This is a genomic window from Mesorhizobium sp. GW821-FHT07A06 (assembly GCF_059419085.1).
Window position 1 is genome coordinate 24,559 of the sequence record NZ_JBWKRC010000020.1, and the last position, 18,181, is coordinate 42,739.

11 protein-coding genes are annotated in these 18,181 nt (G+C 63.7%); 7 read left to right on the forward strand and 4 right to left on the reverse strand.

All coding sequences use genetic code 11. The annotated features are described in order from the left end of the window. The first annotated feature begins 4 nt into the window (after positions 1-4). The 7 genes from glnT to AC07SZ_RS34680 all read left to right on the forward strand — a co-directional run bounded on the left by glnT (position 5) and on the right by AC07SZ_RS34680 (position 11,099). A complete protein-coding gene (gene glnT / locus AC07SZ_RS34650) occupies positions 5-1,312 on the forward strand; it encodes a type III glutamate--ammonia ligase (protein ID WP_056564313.1) in 1,308 nt (435 codons plus the stop codon). A 36-nt stretch (positions 1,313-1,348) separates the two neighbouring features. Next, complete coding sequence (locus AC07SZ_RS34655; RefSeq protein WP_494917776.1) at positions 1,349-2,602, forward strand: sarcosine oxidase subunit beta family protein; 1,254 nt, start codon at positions 1,349-1,351, stop codon at positions 2,600-2,602. Positions 2,603-2,618: 16 nt separating this feature from the next. Beyond that, on the forward strand, positions 2,619-2,894 hold the full coding sequence (locus AC07SZ_RS34660; protein WP_494917777.1) for a sarcosine oxidase subunit delta: 276 nt from the start codon (positions 2,619-2,621) through the stop codon (positions 2,892-2,894). Beyond that, a complete protein-coding gene (locus AC07SZ_RS34665; protein ID WP_494917778.1) occupies positions 2,894-5,875 on the forward strand; it encodes a sarcosine oxidase subunit alpha in 2,982 nt (993 codons plus the stop codon). Before AC07SZ_RS34660 ends, AC07SZ_RS34665 begins: the two co-directional genes overlap by 1 nt. Continuing rightward, positions 5,868-6,494, forward strand: a complete 627-nt coding sequence (locus tag AC07SZ_RS34670) for a sarcosine oxidase subunit gamma (RefSeq protein ID WP_494917779.1) — start codon at positions 5,868-5,870, stop codon at positions 6,492-6,494. The genes AC07SZ_RS34665 and AC07SZ_RS34670 overlap by 8 nt, the downstream gene beginning before the upstream one ends. A 272-nt stretch (positions 6,495-6,766) precedes the next feature. Beyond that, a complete protein-coding gene (locus AC07SZ_RS34675; protein WP_494917780.1) occupies positions 6,767-9,136 on the forward strand; it encodes a trimethylamine N-oxide demethylase in 2,370 nt (789 codons plus the stop codon). 253 nt (positions 9,137-9,389) lie between these two features. Continuing rightward, entirely contained in the window at positions 9,390-11,099 is a 1,710-nt protein-coding gene (locus tag AC07SZ_RS34680) for a trimethylamine N-oxide permease (protein ID WP_056564329.1), read from the forward strand. 68 nt (positions 11,100-11,167) lie between these two features. Here AC07SZ_RS34680 and AC07SZ_RS34685 read toward each other — a convergent pair whose 3' ends face one another. From AC07SZ_RS34685 to AC07SZ_RS34700, 4 genes are all read right to left on the reverse strand, one after another. Further along, positions 11,168-12,523: an LLM class flavin-dependent oxidoreductase gene (locus tag AC07SZ_RS34685; protein ID WP_172374229.1), complete on the reverse strand. Its 1,356-nt coding sequence runs from the start codon at positions 12,521-12,523 to the stop codon at positions 11,168-11,170. Positions 12,524-12,715: 192 nt separating this feature from the next. Continuing rightward, positions 12,716-15,859 (reverse strand): efflux RND transporter permease subunit, encoded by a 3,144-nt coding sequence (locus AC07SZ_RS34690; RefSeq protein WP_494917781.1) that lies wholly within the window; start codon positions 15,857-15,859, stop codon positions 12,716-12,718. A 243-nt stretch (positions 15,860-16,102) separates the two neighbouring features. Then, positions 16,103-17,245 carry an efflux RND transporter periplasmic adaptor subunit gene (locus AC07SZ_RS34695; RefSeq protein ID WP_494917782.1) on the reverse strand — a complete coding sequence of 381 codons (1,143 nt, stop codon included), beginning with the start codon at positions 17,243-17,245 and terminating at the stop codon, positions 16,103-16,105. 46 nt (positions 17,246-17,291) lie between these two features. Further along, positions 17,292-17,897, reverse strand: coding sequence for a TetR/AcrR family transcriptional regulator (locus AC07SZ_RS34700; RefSeq protein ID WP_056564343.1), 606 nt, complete (start codon positions 17,895-17,897; stop codon positions 17,292-17,294). Positions 17,898-18,181: the final 284 nt, after the last annotated feature.

An 18,181-nucleotide genomic window follows, 5' to 3' on the forward strand; every position in this document is an offset into this window, starting at 1 on the left:
TATAATGGGGAACGATCTCGCCGCATTCGCCAAGGAGAACGGCGTCAAATATTTCATGATCTCCTACACCGATCTGTTCGGTGGCCAGCGCGCCAAGCTGGTGCCGGCGCAAGCCATCGCCGACATGCAGAAGGACGGCGCCGGCTTCGCAGGGTTTGCCACCTGGCTCGATCTGACGCCGGCGCATCCGGACATGCTGGCGGTGCCGGATCCGGATTCGGTCATCCAGTTGCCATGGAAGCCCGACGTCGCCTGGGTCGCCGCGAACTGCATCATGGACGACAAGGAGGTCGACCAGGCGCCGCGCAACACGCTGAAGCGGCTGATCACGGAGGCTGCCGGCGACGGCATGCATGTGAAGACCGGCGTCGAGGCCGAATTCTTTTTGATCTCGCCGGACGGCAGCGTCATCTCCGACAAATACGACACGGCCTCGAAACCGTGCTACGACCAGCAGGCCGTGATGCGCCGCTACGACGTCATCGCCGAGATATGCGATCACATGCTGGCGCTGGGCTGGGGCCCCTACCAGAACGATCACGAGGACGCCAACGGCCAGTTCGAGATGAACTGGGCCTTCGACGATGCGCTCGCGACCGCCGACAAGCACTCGTTCTTCAAATTCATGGTCAAGTCAGTGGCCGAGAAGCACGGCCTGCGCGCCACCTTCATGCCAAAACCCTTCCAGGGCCTGACCGGCAATGGCTGCCATGCTCATATCTCGGTGTGGGACAAGACGGGCAAGACCAATGTCTTTGCCGACAATTCGATGGAACTCGGCCTGTCGGCCAAGGGCAAGAATTTCCTCGGCGGCATCATGAAGCATGCCTCGGCGCTTGCCGCGATCACCAACCCGACGGTCAATTCCTACAAGCGCATCAACGCGCCGCGCACAATCTCCGGCGCGACCTGGGCGCCGAACACGGTCACCTGGACCGGCAACAACCGCACCCACATGGTGCGCGTGCCAGGCCCCGGCCGCTTCGAACTGCGCCTGCCGGACGGCGCGGCCAACCCTTATCTGTTGCAGGCCGTCATCATCGCCGCCGGCCTCGACGGCATCCGCTCGAAGGCCGATCCGGGCAAGCGCTACGACATCGACATGTACCAGCACGGGCACACGGTGAAGGGCGCGCCGAAACTGCCGCTCAACCTGCTCGACGCGCTGCGCGAGTTCGACAAGGACAAATCGTTGAAGACGGCGCTGGGTGAGGAATTCTCGTCGGCTTACCTAAAGCTGAAGCACCAGGAATGGAATTCCTATGCTTCGCACTTCACGCAATGGGAGCGCGACCACACGCTGGACATCTAGCCGTACCAGCGGTGCGAGCGACCTCGGAATGAACTGATGAAATACTCGATCTTCTCGCTCGCACGGGCCGCCCTTTCCGGCCACAAGAACTGGCAACGCACCTGGCGCGACGCCACGCCGAAAGATCGCTATGACGTGGTGATCATCGGCGGCGGCGGCCATGGCCTTGCCACGGCCTGGTTTCTCGCCAGCGAATACGGCATCAGGAATGTCGCCGTGCTGGAAAAGGGCTGGATCGGCTCCGGCAATGCCGGCCGCAACACCACGATCATCCGCTCCAATTACGGCCTGCCGGGCAACACCGGCTTCTACGAATTGTCGATGAAGCTGTGGGAGCGGATGGAGCAGGACCTCAACTACAATTCAATGGTCAGCCAGCGCGGCGTCATCAACCTCTACCATTCGGACGCGCAGCGCGACGCCTATGCGCGACGCGGCAACACCATGCGCATCAACGGCATCGACGCCGAACTGCTCGACCTCGCGGCGGTCAAGAAGATGATGCCGTTCCTGAACTTCGACAATGCGCGCTTTCCCGTGCAAGGCGGGCTGTTGCAGCGGCGCGGCGGCACGGCGCGGCACGACGCCGTGGTCTGGGGCTACGCCCATGCGGCGAGCGGTCTCGGCGTCGACATTATCCAGAATTGCGAGGTGACGGGCTTTGTCAGGGACGCCAACGGCAAGGTGACCGGCGTCGAGACCTCGCGCGGCAGGATCGGCGCCGGCAAGGTCGGCATGGCGGTCGCCGGCTCCTCGTCGCGCGTCGCTGATATGGCGGGCCTGCGCCTGCCGATCGAAAGCCATGTGCTGCAAGCCTTCGTTTCCGAGGCGATCAAGCCGCTGATCCCAAACGTCATGACATTCGGCGCCGGCCATTTCTATGTCAGCCAGTCGGACAAGGGTGGGCTGGTCTTCGGCGGCGACATTGACGGCTACAACTCCTATGCCCAGCGCGGCAACATGCCCGTGATGGAAGACGTCTGCGAGGGCGGCATGGCGCTGATGCCGATGATCGGCCGCGTGCGCCTGCTGCGCCAGTGGGGCGGCATCATGGACATGTCCATGGACGGCTCGCCCATCATCGACAAGACGCCGGTCGACGGCCTCTACTTGAACGCCGGCTGGTGCTATGGCGGCTTCAAGGCAACGCCAGGATCGGGCTTTGTCTTTGCCCATCTGCTGGCCCGCGACACGCCGCATGAGGAGGCCGCACGGTTCCGCCTCGACCGGTTCCGGACTGGCGCCATGATCGACGAAAAGGGCCAGGGCGCCCAACCGAACCTGCACTGAGGACGGCCAGAAAATCATGCGTATTGTCTGTCCCTTCTGCGGCGAACGCGAACTCGGCGAGTTCACCTATCTCGGCGACGCCAAACCGGTGCGGCCGGCGGCGGATGCCGGCGAGGATGCCGTCTTCGACTATGTCTATCTGCGCGACAACATCGCCGGCGTGATGAACGAGAGCTGGTACCATGGCGGCGGATGCCGGGCCTGGCTGAAGGTCACGCGCAACACGCTGACGCATGAGATTTCCGCGGTCGAACCGGCGCCGGGTGCCGGCGCGGCGAAGGTTGACGCGTGATGGCCGGCGCGCAGAAAAACCGGCTGGACAATGGCGGTCTCATCGACCGCACGGCGCCGCTGAACTTCCGTTTCGACGGCAAGAGCTTTTCCGGCTTCCAGGGCGACACTCTGGCGTCGGCACTCGTTGCCAATGGCGTCAAGCTGGTCGGCCGCTCGTTCAAATACCATCGCCCGCGCGGCATCCTGACATCAGGCTCGGAAGAGCCCAACGCGCTGGTCGAACTGCGCACAGGCGCCAGGCGCGAGCCCAACACCAAGGCAACGACGGCCGAGCTCTACGAAGGGCTCGAGGCCGCCAGCCAGAACCGCTGGCCGTCGCTGCGCTTCGACGTCATGTCGGTCAACCAGCTGTTCGCGCCGATCTTCGTCGCCGGCTTCTACTACAAGACCTTCATGTGGCCGGCGAAATTCTGGGAAGCGATCTACGAGCCGGCGATCCGCCGCGCCGCTGGCCTTGGCCGCGCCGCCGGTGTTGCCGATCCCGACCACTACGACAAGGCCTGGGCGCATTGCGATGTGCTGATCGCCGGCTCCGGTCCGGCTGGCCTGGCAGCGGCACTTGCCGCCGGCCGCGGCGGCGCCCGCGTCATCCTGTGCGAAGAGGATTTTGCGCCCGGCGGGCGGCTGCTGTCGGATGGCGGCACGATCGATGGCCTGCCGGCCGCCGAATGGTTGTCGCGGGCCCTGGCTGAGCTCACGGCAATGCCCGATGTCCGCATCATGACCCGCACGACACTGTTCGGCGTCTATGATGGCGGCACCTATGGCGCGCTGGAGCGGGTCAACGACCACCTGCCCTCGCCGCCCGAACACCAGGTGCGTCAGCGGATGTGGCGGGTCGTTGCGAAGCGCTGTGTTGTCGCGGCCGGCGCCATCGAACGGCCGATCGTCTTTGCCGGCAACGACACTCCCGGTGTGATGATGGCCTCGGCGATGCGCACCTATGTCAAGCGCTACGCCGCCACTCCCGCAAAACGCGTCGCGCTGTTCACCAACAACCAGGATGGCTGGCGCACGGTCGAGACCGCACTCGCAGCTGGACTGCGGATCGCCGCGGTTATCGACGCGCGGGCTGACGTCTCCCCTGCCCATCGCTCGCTTGCCTCCAAGGGCGGCTTCCCGGTGCTGCACGGCGCTGTCAGCGGCGTTGACGGCGGCAAGGATGGCGTCAGGAAAATCGCCGTGTCGCTGACCGGGGGCGCGCGCGCCGAGGTCGAGGCTGACGGGCTTGCGGTTTCCGGTGGCTGGAATCCGGCGGTCGGGCTGACCTCCTATCATCGCGGCCGGCCAAAATGGCGCGACGACATCGCCGCCTTCGTTCCCGACGGCGCGCCGCCCGGCATGGTCGCGGCGGGTGCCGCCAATGGTGCCTTCGGCCTCGGCGCCTGCCTGGCTGAAGGGTTCGCCGCAGGTGCTGCAGCAGCGCGCGATGCCGGGCGTGCCGGCAAGACCGGCTCAGCCCCACTCGCCGGCGACGAGGCGTTCTCGCTGACGCCGCTCTGGCACGTTGCCGGCAAGGGCAAGGCCTTTGTCGACTACCAGCACGATGTCACCGCCTCCGACATCGAGCTGGCGCAGCGCGAGGGTTTTGAATCGGTCGAACATCTGAAGCGTTACACGACGCTCGGCATGGCGACCGATCAGGGCAAGACCTCGAACGTCGCCGGCCTCGCCATCATGGCTGCGGTGAGCGGCCGCTCCATTCCCGAGACCGGCACGACGATCTACCGGCCGCCTTATGTGCCCGTCGCCATCGGTGCCTTCGCCGGCCATCATCGCGACGAGACTTTCCACGCCACAAGGCTGACGCCGTCGCATCACTGGGCAGCCGAACAGGGTGCCGTTTTCGTCGACACCGGCCTGTGGAAGCGCGCGCAGTGGTATCCGCGCGCGGGCGAGAAGGACTGGCTGGACTCTGTGACCCGCGAGGTCAAGGCAGTACGAAGCGGCGTCGGCTTCTGCGATGTCTCGACGCTCGGCAAGATCGACGTGCACGGCCCGGATGCCGGCGCCTTCCTCGACCGCGTCTACATCAACACTTTCTCCAACCTCGCCGTCGGCAAGGCACGCTACGGGCTGATGCTGCGCGAGGACGGTATCGTCTACGACGACGGCACGACGTCGCGGCTGGCCGAAGACCACTACTTCCTCACCACCACCACCGCCAAGGCCGGGCTGGTGATGCAGCATCTCGAATACTGTCGGCAAGTGCTGTTCCCGGAACTCGACGTCCAGTTGACTTCGGTCTCCGACCAATGGGCACAGTTCTCCATCGCCGGACCGAAGACCCGCGATCTGCTGAAGGAGGTCGTCGACCCGGCGGAGGATCTTTCCAACCAAGGTTTCCCGTTCATGGGCGCGCGGGAAGTCGCCTTGCGCGGCGGTATCAAGGCACGGCTGTTCCGCATCTCTTTCTCCGGCGAGATGGCGTTCGAGATTTCCGTTCCCGCACGCTACGGTGAAGCGATGGCGCGCAATCTGATGCTGGCCGGCCTGCCTTTCGGCGTCACGCCTTACGGCACCGAGGCGCTTGGCGTGATGCGTATCGAAAAGGGCCATATCGCCGGACCGGAACTGAGCGGCACGACGACGGCCGCCGACCTAGGCCTCGGCAAGATGATGTCCACCAAGAAAGATTTCATCGGCCGTGTCATGGCCGGGCGCGAGGCGCTGGTCGCGCCAGACCGTCAGGTCGTCGTCGGAGTCAGGCCCACCGACAGAGCGCGCCGGCTGCGCTCCGGTGCGCATATTATCCCGAAGGGGCAGACGCCCGGGCCAGGCAACGACCAAGGCTATGTCACCTCGGTCTGCTTCTCGCCGACATCAGACCAGTGGATCGGGCTCGCGCTCGTCGAGCGCGGCCGCGAACGCATCGGCGAGATCGTCCATGCGCACGACCCGATTCGCGGCGAAGACTATGATGTCGAACTGTGTCATCCCGTCTTCTACGATCCAGATGGAGGGCGCCAGCGTGGCTGAGTTTTCCTGGGACATCCGCAGTCCGCTTGACCGCGCGCTCGTGTCGGGTGCGTATGGCGCACGTGGCGATGCCGGCGTCTTGCTGACCGAGATCCGCAATTTCGACCTCGTCCAGGTGATGGCGCGACGCGGCAAGGCAGCCGACATGGCCAAGGCCGCGAAGGGCAGGTTCGGCGTCGCCGCTCCGGAAACGCCGAAGGCGGTCACCACGGCGGACGCAACACTGATCTGGTCGGGGCCGGATCAGTTTTTCGTCCTGTCGCAAGGCGGCAAGCATGGGACGGGGGCGCTTGCGCCTGCCTTTGCCGCATCGACGTCGCTGTCCGACCAATCGCACGCGCGCGTGCTGATCAGCGCCTCCGGCGCCAAGGCACGCGCAATGCTGGCCAAGCTGTCTTCGATCGATCTGCACCCCGATACGTTCGCGGTTGGGACGGCGGCCGCAACCTCGATGGATCACACCAGCGTCACGATCTGGCGCGGCAATGACCGGGCGGATGGCCAGGCGGTGTTCAACGTTCTTGTGTTTGCGACTTTTGCCGAAAGCCTGTGGCATACGATGCTCGACTCGGCTGCGGAGTATGGCGTCAACATCGGGCATTCCGAGGAATTGACCTAGTCTAGCACCTTACCGTGGCCTTCCCTTCTCCCCCTGTGGGAGAAGGTGGCCTCGCGAAGCGAGGTCGGATGGGGGGTGCTACAGCTTGGCAATGACGGTGATCCGTCACGCACCCCTCAACCGTCTCGGCGCTCCGCGCCGATCCACCTTCTCCCACAAGGGGAGAAGGGAAGATGGGCGCTTCACCTTGCCAAACGCAACCGCACTGCTATTCTTGCTGCTAAAATAATTTTACACACAGGCAAACTTGTTTCTCGAACCGCAAGGCTGAGATGAGCCAGTCGCCCTACCCCACGATCACAACAGGACCGCCGCGCCCGAGCCTCATCCTGAGGCCTGGCCAGATCGCGCTGCCGCCGGGCATGGAACGCTACACGATCCAGGGCAATGGCGCGGTGCTGATCGAGGTCGAGGCGGGTGATACGATCACGGTCCGCAATGTCGAGGGCGGCCAGGCCTGCGAACTGCTGGCCTGGGACGCCACGGGCGTCACCGATGCCGCCATCCTCGGCGAAAGATCCAACAGCAATGCCGCCGGCATCAAGGATTTGCTGACCGCTGGCGATGACAGTCTCGGTGCCTTGCGGCGGGGCATCGCGCGCCGGCAAGTTCAGCTTGACCAGACCAAGGCAGTCCGCGTCTTCGGCAGTGCCACGCCTGCAGGCACCGAACAGGGTTTTACCGTCGCTCGCGACGGCTCGATGATCATCGCCGCCCCCGGCGGCCCGATGCTGGTCGACGGCCACGACACGGCAACGCCGCTTACGGTTGTCGTGCGGCGCGTCACGATCCGCCTGAAAACAAAATCGCAGCTTGCCGATCCCCTCGCCGATCCGGTGCTCGACCTACGCGTCCATTCGGCAACCGCCGAATCCTATTTCGTCAAGGCGGGCGACTATCTGCAGATCATCGATGTCGACGGGCGCCAGTGCACCGATTTCCAGTGCTTTTCGGCGCGCAAGCTCGACAAGGGCCTCGACCATCCACTCGACGTGACGACGACGCGCACGTTGATGGGATCGAGCTATCCGATGCCGGGCCTGCACTCGAAATACTACGACCAGGACATGGAGCCGCTGGTCGAGGTGGTGCAGGACACGTGCGGCCGGCATGATGCCTTCGCACTCGCCTGCGCGGCGAAGTACTATGACGACATCGGCTATCCCGGCCACACCAACTGTTCGGAGAATTTCAACGGCGCCCTGGCCGGCAAGGGTGTCAGTCCTCGCGCCGGCTGGATGGCGATCAACTTCTTCTTCAACACCGCGATCGACGCGCATGGCATCATGGTCTCGGACGAGCCCTGGTCGCGCCCCGGGGACTATGTGCTGCTGCGCGCGCTGACCGACATCGTCTGCGTCTCCTCCGCCTGCCCCGACGACACGACGCCGGCCAATGGCTGGGACCTGACCGACATCCACGTGCGGACCTATTCCGGCCAGCACAAATTCTCGCGAGCGATCGCCAGACGCATGACGCCCGATTCGGAACCGAAAATGACCCGCGAGACAGCCTTTCATTCGAGCTTTGCCAAGCACACCCGCAACTTCGCCGAGTACAGGGGCTATTGGCTGGCCAACGCCTTCGCCAAGGATGGGCCGATAGCTGAGTACTGGGCCTGCCGGCAGGACGCGGTGATCATGGACCTGTCGCCGCTGCGCAAGTTCGAAGTCACCGGCCCGGATTCCGAAGCGCTGCTGCAATACACGCTGACCCGCGATGTGAAGAAACTCGGCGTCGGCCAGGTCGTCTACTCCGCCATGTGCTACGAGCATGGCGGCATGATCGACGACGGCACGTTGCTAAGGCTCGGCAAGGACAATTTCCGTTGGGTCGGGGGCGACGATCTTTCCGGCGAATGGCTGCGCGAGACGGCAAAAAAGCTCGATCTCAACGTGCTGGTGCGCTCATCGACCGACCAGATGCACAATGTCGCCGTGCAGGGCCCGAAAAGCCGTGACATCCTCAGGGACGTGATCTGGACATCACCGTTACAGCCATCAATCGATGAGCTCGAATGGTTCCGCTTCGCCGTCGCCCGCATCGGCGGCGGCAACGGCGTACCGGTCGTCGTCTCGCGCACCGGCTATACCGGCGAGCTCGGCTACGAAATATGGTGCCATCCGCGCGACGCCGAAAAGGTGTTCGACGCCATATGGAAAGCCGGCCAGCCGCATGGGCTGAAACCAATGGGCCTGCAAGCGCTCGACATGGTGCGCATCGAGGCTGGACTGATCTTCGCCGGTTACGAATTCTCGGACCAGACCGACCCGTTCGAGGCCGGCATCGGCTTTACCGTGCCGCTAAAGAGCAAGACCGATGATTTCATTGGCCGCGAGGCGCTGATCCGGCGCAAGGAAAACCCGCGGAACAGACTGGTCGGTCTAGACATCGACGCCAATGTCGCTGTCGGCCATGGCGATTGCGTCCATGTCGGCCGTGCCCAGATCGGTGTCGTCACCTCGGGCATGCGTTCGCCGGTCCTGAACAAGAACATCGCGCTGGCGCGGCTCGACGTCACCCATGCGGCCATCGGCACCGAGGTCGAGATCGGCAAGCTCGACGGCCATGCCAAAAGGCTGCCGGCGCGTGTCGTCGCCTTCGCCCACTACGACCCGCACAAGACCAGACCGCGTTCCTGAGCATTGCCTCCAGGACAGGCAAAACCGCGCACCAGCAGTGCCGCGAGCCTTATTGTCGCGTGCGCGCGCAAGCGTGATGTGTACGGTTTCACAAAACGCTTGACCTGAAAGCGCGCCGGATCAATCTTCACTCTTAAGAAAAAAATACGACTGAGTGGAAACATTAGAGTCGTGTTGTCATGGGCCGGGGAGCAAGCTTCGCAAAGTCGAGGCATCGCCGGCGGGGAACATCGAAAAAGGGGAAGTCACTGACATGAGCACCATAAGTACGGCCCTGGAGCAGCCTGCCGATAGCAAGCTGCTCAGGCATATCGACTGGCGCGGCGCCTTCTGGGTGGCAAGCGGCGTTCCGGCACTGGTTCTGTTTTCGATCGGCGGCATTGCCGGCACGACCGGAACGTTGGCCTTCCTGATCTGGACGGTGTCCATGATCATGGGTTTCCTGCAATCCTTCACCTATGCCGAGATCGCCGGCCTGTTCCCGAACAAGTCCGGCGGCGCCTCGATCTACGGCGCAACGGCTTGGCTGCGCTATTCCAAGTTCATCGCGCCGCTGTCTGTGTGGTGCAACTGGTTCGCCTGGTCGCCGGTGTTGTCGCTCGGCTGCTCGATCGCGGCCGCCTACGTCCTCAATGCGCTGGCGCCGGTGCCGTTGTTCACCGAGACCTCGGCGGAAGTCGTCGCCTATATCGCGGCGCATGCCGGAACGGCGCCCGCCGACGCGATTGCAGCGGTGACGACCGCCGCGACGCCGGCAATCCGCAACTGGACGCTGTACAGCCACACGCTGGGTCCGGTCTCCTTCACCTTCAATGCGACCTTCTTCATCGGCGCGGTACTGATGCTGATCATCTTTTCGATCCAGCATCGCGGCATCCTCGGCACCGCCAATGTGCAGAAATATATCGGCCTGCTGGTCATCATCCCGATGCTGATCGTCGGCGTCGTGCCGATCTTCACCGGGCAGATCAACTGGGCCAACTTCTCGCCACTGGTGCCGCTGGCGGCCGCCTATGCGCCGGATCCCGGCGCCTGGAATATCGCCGGCTGGACGCTGGTGCTCGGCGGCATGTTCATTGCAGCCTGGTCAACCTACGGCTTCGAGACCGCCGTCTGCTACACCTCCGAGTTCAAGAATCCCGGCACCGACACGTTCAAAGCCATCTTCTATTCCGGCCTGCTCTGCATGCTGTTGTTCATCCTGGTGCCCTTCACCTTCCAGGGCGTGCTGGGCCTCAACGGCATGCTTGCAACGCCGATCGTCGACGGCTCCGGCGTCGCTGACGCGCTTGCCGGCATGGTCGGCGGCGGCAAGCTCATCCACAGCCTCCTGGTGATGCTGATGATCCTGGCGCTGGTGCTGTGCATCATGACGGCGATGGCCGGCTCCTCGCGCACGCTCTACCAGGGCTCGGTGGACGGCTGGCTGCCGCGCTATCTCAGCCACGTCAACGAACATGGCGCGCCGACCCGTGCCATGTGGACCGACCTCTGCTTCAACCTGATCGTGCTGGCCATCGCCTCGGCCGATGCGACGAGCTTCTTCTTCATCCTCGCCGTGTCGAACTGCGGCTACATCATCTTCAACTTCCTCAACCTCAATGCCGGCTGGATCCACCGCATCGACAACGGCCATATCGCACGGCCATGGAAGGCGCCGACCTGGCTGCTCGCAATCGGAGCGATCTTCGCCTATGTCAACGCGATCTTCATGGGCGCCGGTGCCAAAGTGTGGAACCCGATGGCGTTGTGGGCCGGGCTCATCACCGCGGCGCTGATCATTCCGGTGTTCTGCTTCCGCCACTACATCCAGGACAAGGGCAAGTTCCCCGACCACATGCTGGCCGATCTCGGCATGACGGGAACCGACCTCTCGGTGAAGAAAGCAGGCATGCTGCCCTACCTGACGCTGGTCGCCGGCGTGGTGGTGATGCTGATCGCCAACTGGGTATTCGTCATCTGACAGGGCAACTTGACAAATATCGGGCGCGCTTCGGCGCGCCCGATGCTTTTCGGCCACCAGCCTTCACCTCACCCAGCCTTGCGGATCGACGCTTCCGTATCTTCGAAGAACCGGTTGGGCGGCCGCTTCAGGCCGAGATTCTCGCGCAGCGTCGAGCCCTCATACTTCAGCCTGAAGATGCCGCGCCGCTGCAGTTCGGGCACCACCTTCTCGACGAAGTCGTCGAGCCCGGCGGGCAGATAGGGAAACATGATGTTGAAGCCGTCCGATCCCTCGGCGACCAGCCATTCCTCCATCTCGTCGGCAATCGTTTTCGGCGTGCCGACGAAAGCAAGGCCGGAATAGCCACCCAGTCTCTGGGCCAGCTGGCGCACCGTCAGGTTTTCATCCCTAGCCAGTTCGATGACGCGCTCGCGGCTGCTCTTCGAGGCATTGGTCTCCGGTATTTCCGGCAGAGCGGCGTCGGGATCGAAGGCCGACGCGTCATGCCCAAGAGCGATCGACAACGAGGCAATGCCGCTCTCGTAATGGACCAGGCTGTCGAGCTTCGCCCGCCTGGCCCGCGCTTCCTCGACACTGTCGCCGACAATGACGAAGGCGCCAGGCAGGATCTTGATGTCGTCGCGGGAACGGCCAAGTTTCTGCGCCCTGGCTTTGACATCGGCGAAGAAGCGTTGGCCCGACGCGAGATCGCCATGGGCGGCGAAAATGACTTCCGCCGTTTCCGCGGCCAGCTGCCGCCCGGCCTCCGACGCGCCGGCTTGCACGATGACCGGCCAACCCTGTACCGGTCGCGCGATGTTGAGCGGTCCGCGCACGGAGAGATGTTCGCCCTTATGGTCAAGCACATGCAATTTGGCGGGGTCGAAATAGAGGCCGCTTTCGGCATCGCGGAGGAAGGCGTCGTCGGCAAAGCTGTCCCAGAGGCCGGTGACGACATCGTAGAATTCCCGCGCCCGGTGATAGCGCTCGTCATGCTCGACATGTTCGTCCAGCCCGAAATTCAACGCCGCATCGGGATTGGACGTCGTCACGATGTTCCAGCCGGCGCGCCCGCCGCTGATATGGTCGAGCGACGCGAATCGACGGGCGATGTGATAGGGCGCGTCAAAGGTTGTCGATGCGGTGGCAACCAGCCCGATGTGATCGGTGACGGCGGCAAGCGCCGACAGCAAGGTGAACGGCTCGAACGAGGTCACCGTGTGGCTGCGCCGAAGCGCCTCGATCGGCATGTTCAGCACGGCCAGATGATCGGCCATGAAGAAAGCGTCGAATTTCGCCGCCTCCAGCGTCTGTGCGAAACGCTTCAAATGCGCGAAGTTAAAGTTGGCGTCGGGATAGGCGCCCGGATAGCGCCAGGCGCCGGTGTGCAAACTGACGGGACGCATGAAGGCGCCGAGCCGCAATTGCTTTTTTTCTGCCATGGGAAGACACCCTGATAAGGACGAGCGGTACCGCTCCGGTGCCGCTCAGCATGGAACCGCTTGGCCGCACTGGGAAGGAATTCTGTTTTGCAGAATCGGCGCCAGGGAGCATTTTAATCGGCGTGATGGGATCGGCCGTCGCGCCGGATCATCCGCCATCGACATCAGCGACGACGGATGATCCGCGCCGCGCTATTCGGCCGCCAGCGCCAGTTGCGGCCTTTCCGGCAGTTCCGTCGCGGATGCTTCTGCGACGGCGTCGACACCACGCTTCTTCGGCTCGCGGCCAAAGAACAGGGCGTAGCCGGCGGGCAGCACCAGGATGGTCAGCACGGTGGCGACCACGATGCCGCCCATCATCGCATAGGCGAGTGGCCCCCAGAACACGGCGCGCGAGATCGGGATCAGCGCCAGCACCGCCGTCATCGCCGTCAGCACAATCGGCCGGAAACGGCGCACAGCCGAGCCGATGATGGCCTCCGAGCGCTCCATGCCTCTGGCGATGTCCTGGTCGATCTGGTCGACCAGGATAATCGAGTTGCGCATGATGATACCGACCAGCGCGATGACGCCGAGAATGGCGACGAAGCCGAACGGCGCGCCGCTGATCAAAAGGGCCGCGGCCGCACCGATGATGCCGAGCGGACCGGTGGCCAGCACCAGCATCGCCTTGCCGAAGTTCTGCAGCTGGATCATCAAGAGCACGACGATGATGGCCAGCATGATCGGCGCCTTGGCGGCGATCGAAGCCTGGCTTTCGGCTGAATCCTCGGCACCGCCCTGGATTTCGATCTTGTAGCCGGGCGCCAGGCCGTCGCGCAGGCCCTGGATGTCCTTGTACATCTTGGTGACGACGTCGTTGGACTGCACGCCGTCGGGCAGCGTGGCACGTACGCTGATCGTCGGCAGGCGGTCGCGGCGCCACTCGATGCCTTGCTCTAGCACCGGAACCACCTTGGCCACCTGCGACAGCGGTACGAAACCGCCGAAATCGGTCGGGATATAGACCGAGTCGACCGACGACAGCAGGCTGCGGCTGGCGTCCGGCTCGCGGGCGACGATGGACACCGTCTCCTCGCCGTCGCGGAAATTGTCGAGCGGCGCGCCGGACATGGTTGCCTGCAGCATCTGGCGGATGCGCTGCGAGGTGACGCCGAGCGCACGGGCACGGTCCTGGTCGATCACCAGCTTCATCGCCGGCACCGGTTCGAGCCAGTCGTCGTGGACAGCGCCGAGCAACGGATTCTCGCGGAACTTCGCCTTCACCTGGTCGGCGATGCGGCGCACCTCCTGGCGATCCGGGCCCATGACACGCATCTGCACCGGCCAGCCGGTTGGCGGCCCGAGGAACAGACGGTCGACCTTGGCACGGATCGAGGGGAAGTCCTCGGCCAGAACCGTGCGCAGCTTGACGATCAGCCGCTCGCGGGCCGGCTCGTCATTGGCCATCACCAGCATCTGGGCGAAATTCGGATTGCTGAGCTGTTGGTCGAGCGGCAGGAAGAAGCGCGGCGCGCCTTCGCCGATATAGGTGGCGATGAAGCGCTTGTCCTTGTCGTCCATCATCTTGGCCTCAAGCGCCTTGGCCTGCGCTTCGACCTCCTTGATGCTGGTGCCTTCCGGCAGCCAGAGGTCGACGAGGATTTCCGGCCGCGACGATTGCGGGAAAAAGTTCTGTGGAATGAACTGGAACGCCCACAGGCTGGTGGCGAAGGTTACCAGCGTCATGACAAGCACGATGATGCGATGGCGCACCGCCCAGCCGACGGTAGAGCGAAGCCGGCGGTAGAAGCGGGTGTCGAATGCATCGTGATGGGTACCGGCGTGCTTGCGCTGCTTGAGGATCATGTTGCCGAGCCACGGCGTGAAATAGACCGCGACGAACCACGACACGATCAGCGCGATGCCGACGACATAAAACAACGTGCGCACATATTCGCCGGCCGTGGAGGCGGCGAAGCCGACCGGAATGAAGCCGGCGGTGGTGATCAGCGTGCCGGTCAGCATCGGGAAGGCGGTCGATGTATAGGCGAAGCTCGCCGCCTCGATCTTGACCAGGCCCTCCTCCAGCTTTCGCTCCATCATCTCGACGACGATCATGGCGTCGTCGACAAGCAGGCCGAGCGCGATGATCAGGGCGCCCAGCGAAATGCGCTGCAGGTCGATGCCGAGCTCGTACATGATGGCGAAAGTGGCTGCGAGCACCAGCGGAATGGCGATGGCGATGACAAGGCCCGAACGCCAGCCGATCGACAGGAAGGAGACGACAAGCACGATCAGCAACGCTTCGCCGAGCGCGTGCATGAATTCGGCCACCGCGTCCGTGACGACGCCCGGCTGGTCGGAAATCTGGTCGACCGACACACCATAAGGCAGCGCCTCCTCGAAGCGCTTGTAGGTTGCCTCGACATCCTTGCCGACATCGGTGACCTTGAAGCCCTTGGCCATGACGACGCCAAGCTGCACGCTTTCGTGGCCGTTGAAGCGGTACTTGCGCTGGAAGGGATCTTCGAGCCCCGAGGTCACGGTGGCGATGTCGCCGAGCCTGGTGACCTGGCCGCCGGCACGCAGGCGCAGTTCCCTGATATCGGCGGCCTTGGTGACGTCGCCTTCGACCGAAATGCGCACCGAATTGACGCCGGTGTCGACGGCACCGGCCGGATCGACATTGTTCTGGCCCTTGATCGCATTCTGCAGGTCGGTCAGCGTCAGGCCGCGTTCGGCCAGCGCCTTGGACGACACGTCGATATAGAGCTTTTCCGGCTGGTCGCCGATGATGACGGCCTTTTCGACGCCCGGCGTGGTCAACAGCATGTCGCGCGCCTGGATGGCGAATTTCTTCAGCTCGGGATAGGAGAAGCCATCGCCGCTGATCGAATGCAGCGTGATGAAGGTGTCGCCGAACTCGTCGTTGAAATAGGGGCCGAGCAGGCCCTGCGGCAGGTCGCCGGATATGTCGCCGACCTTCTTGCGCACCTGATAGAAGGCATCCGTCACCTCGGCGGCGTTGGTATCGCCCTTGATCTGCACCGTGATGATGGCGCTGCCGGCGCGGGTGAAGGAGCGCACGAAGTCGAGATGCGGCGTTTCCTGCAGCTTGCGCTCGATCTTGTTGACGACCTGGTCCTCCATCTCCTGGATCGACGAGCCCGGCCAGATCGCCTGCACGACCATGACGCGGAAGGTGAAGTCAGGGTCTTCCTTCTGGCCCATGCGCATCAGGCCGAGCGCACCGGCGATGATGATCAGCCCGAACAGGAACCGCGCTATTGAGGGGTGGCCGATGGCCCAGCGCGAAAGGTTGAAGGGCCGCTTTTCTTCAGTGGAGGTCGTCATCGGTGCTGTCCACTTTGCTGTTTGCCGGCGCCTGGTGCCTCGAAGAAGCGCGGCGCGCGAAAACGAAATCAGTTGCGTTCGATACTGGCTTCCGGGCGGCGAGGCTTTCCGAGCGGAGAGACACTCATCGCGGTGGGACGCTAGGGTCGATGCGGGGGTACATCGGCCTTGACGTCTCGACCTTCGGGCGCACGCCGCCCGGAAACCTGCGGCCGCGGGAACGCGCGGCCGACCTGTCTGTCCTCAGCGCAGTCGGCTGGCGTCGTCACCATCGGCCGAGGCGGATTGCTGCTCGATGCCGCCGGCGAGCTTCACCTTCAGATTCTCGGTCATGAACTGTGTGCCGGCGGCGACCACGATATCGCCGGGATTCAATCCTTCGGCGACGCGCACGCCATCGGCGGCGAACTTGGCAACCTTCACCGGACGGGCGTGGACGGTGTCGGCGCCACGATCGACGGTCCAGACGATCGACTGGTTATCTTTCTCAGCCAACGCGCTCAGCGGGATCGATACGAGTTGCTTTTCGTTGGCCGCCGAAGCCTCGATATTGGCGGTCATGCCGAGAAGCACACGCTGGTCGTTGGGCAGGCTGACGCGGACGGCGAAGGTGCGCGACTGCGGATCGGCGCTGCCGGCAACCTCGCGGACCTTGCCGTCGAGCGTCAGTGTGTTGTCGGACCAGAAGCCGGCCTTGACCGGCTTGCCCGGCTTGAACTCGGCGATCTCCATTTCGGGGACCGCGATCAGCACTTCCTTCTCGCCGTCGACCGCGACGGTGACCACCGGCGCGCCGGAGCCGACCACCTGGCCGACATCGGCATTCACCGCCGTGACGATGCCGTCCTTGTCGGCCTTGAGGTCGGTATAGCCGACCTGGTTCTTGGCCTGTGCAAGTGACGAACGGGCGGAGTCGCGCGTGGCGACCGCCTGGTCATAGGTCAGCGTCGCCTGTTCGAGCTGCGATTTCGGCGAGAAATTCTTGGCGAAAAGCTGCTCGGCGCGCTTGCGCGCAAGCTCTGTCGTCTCGACCTGCCGTTCGGCGGCATCAAGAGCTGCCTGCGCGCTCTTGACCGAAAGGTCGTAGTCGGTGGGATCGATGCGGGCGAGCACATCGCCCGGCGCCACGTGCTGGCCGATGTCGACAAGGCGCTCGGTAATCTTGCCGTTGACGCGGAAAGCCAGCGCGCTTTCGGTGCGGGCCCGCACCGAACCGGAATAGGAAAGCGTGCGAGTGTCATGCGCCTGGGCAATCTCGACGACCTTGACCGGGCGGATGATCTCCTTGACCTCGGCCTTTTCCTGGCTGCAGCCGGCAAGCGTGAGCCCTGCAACGACCAAGCCCGCGACCGGCAGCCGGCGGATGATGGAATTGGACAAAGACATCTGGTACTCCCGACTGAGGCGAACTGTCGACACCGGCGACCGGCGGCTATTTCAAGGCTCTGATGGCGTAATCGATAAGTTCGTCGGGCATTGCCCGGTTGGTCTTGGCAAGGCACTGCGCCACCATCTGCGGGTGGCAGAGAATGACGGTGGCGGCGCCAAAGCAGCGCGAGGCGGCTTCGGGATCCTGCTCCCTGAACTCGCCGGTCTCGACGCCCTCGCGGATCACCTCGGCGAACAGGTCGTGAATGCTGTTGACGTGCTTGTCGATGACGCTCCAGTCGCGCTCGAGCGCGACTATGACCATTTCATGGACCTTCTGCTCGTCGAGCATGGTCTCGAGCGTCATCTTGTACTGGGCATGAATGTAGCGACGCAGCCGCTCCTCCGCACTGATCGGCAGGTGCATGATCTCGTAGGCCATCTTGTAGCTGGCGCCGAGCATCCGGCCGCAAACGGCTTGGTGGATTTCAACCTTGGAGGCGAAGAAACGGTATATGTTGGCCGGCGACATCCCAAGTTCGCGGGCTATGTCCGCGACATTCGTCTTGCCGTAGCCATAGTGCCGGAATAGGCGCTCGGCGCAGTCGAGAATGCGTGTCACATTCTCCTGCCTGGCGGCATCGGCCATGATGTTGGCTGCTTCGGACATGGGTCCCTGTCGTTTTACGAGTGACGAATTTTAATTTTCGTCACTCGTAAATTGAAGAGAGGGCGATGTCAACGCGAAATCGACGTACGCGTATAATTGGTGACAGATGGTGACAGAAGGCTGACGCGACAACCGGCGCTCGCGATAGGAGGCAGTCGCTGATGAGTTCGTCATCCTAGGCGGAGCAAGGAGCGCAGCGACGCGGCGCAGACCCTAGGATCCATTCCATGACGTCGGTCAAAAAATGCTGCGGATCAATATGTTACATCAAAAGGCCCGCAGCG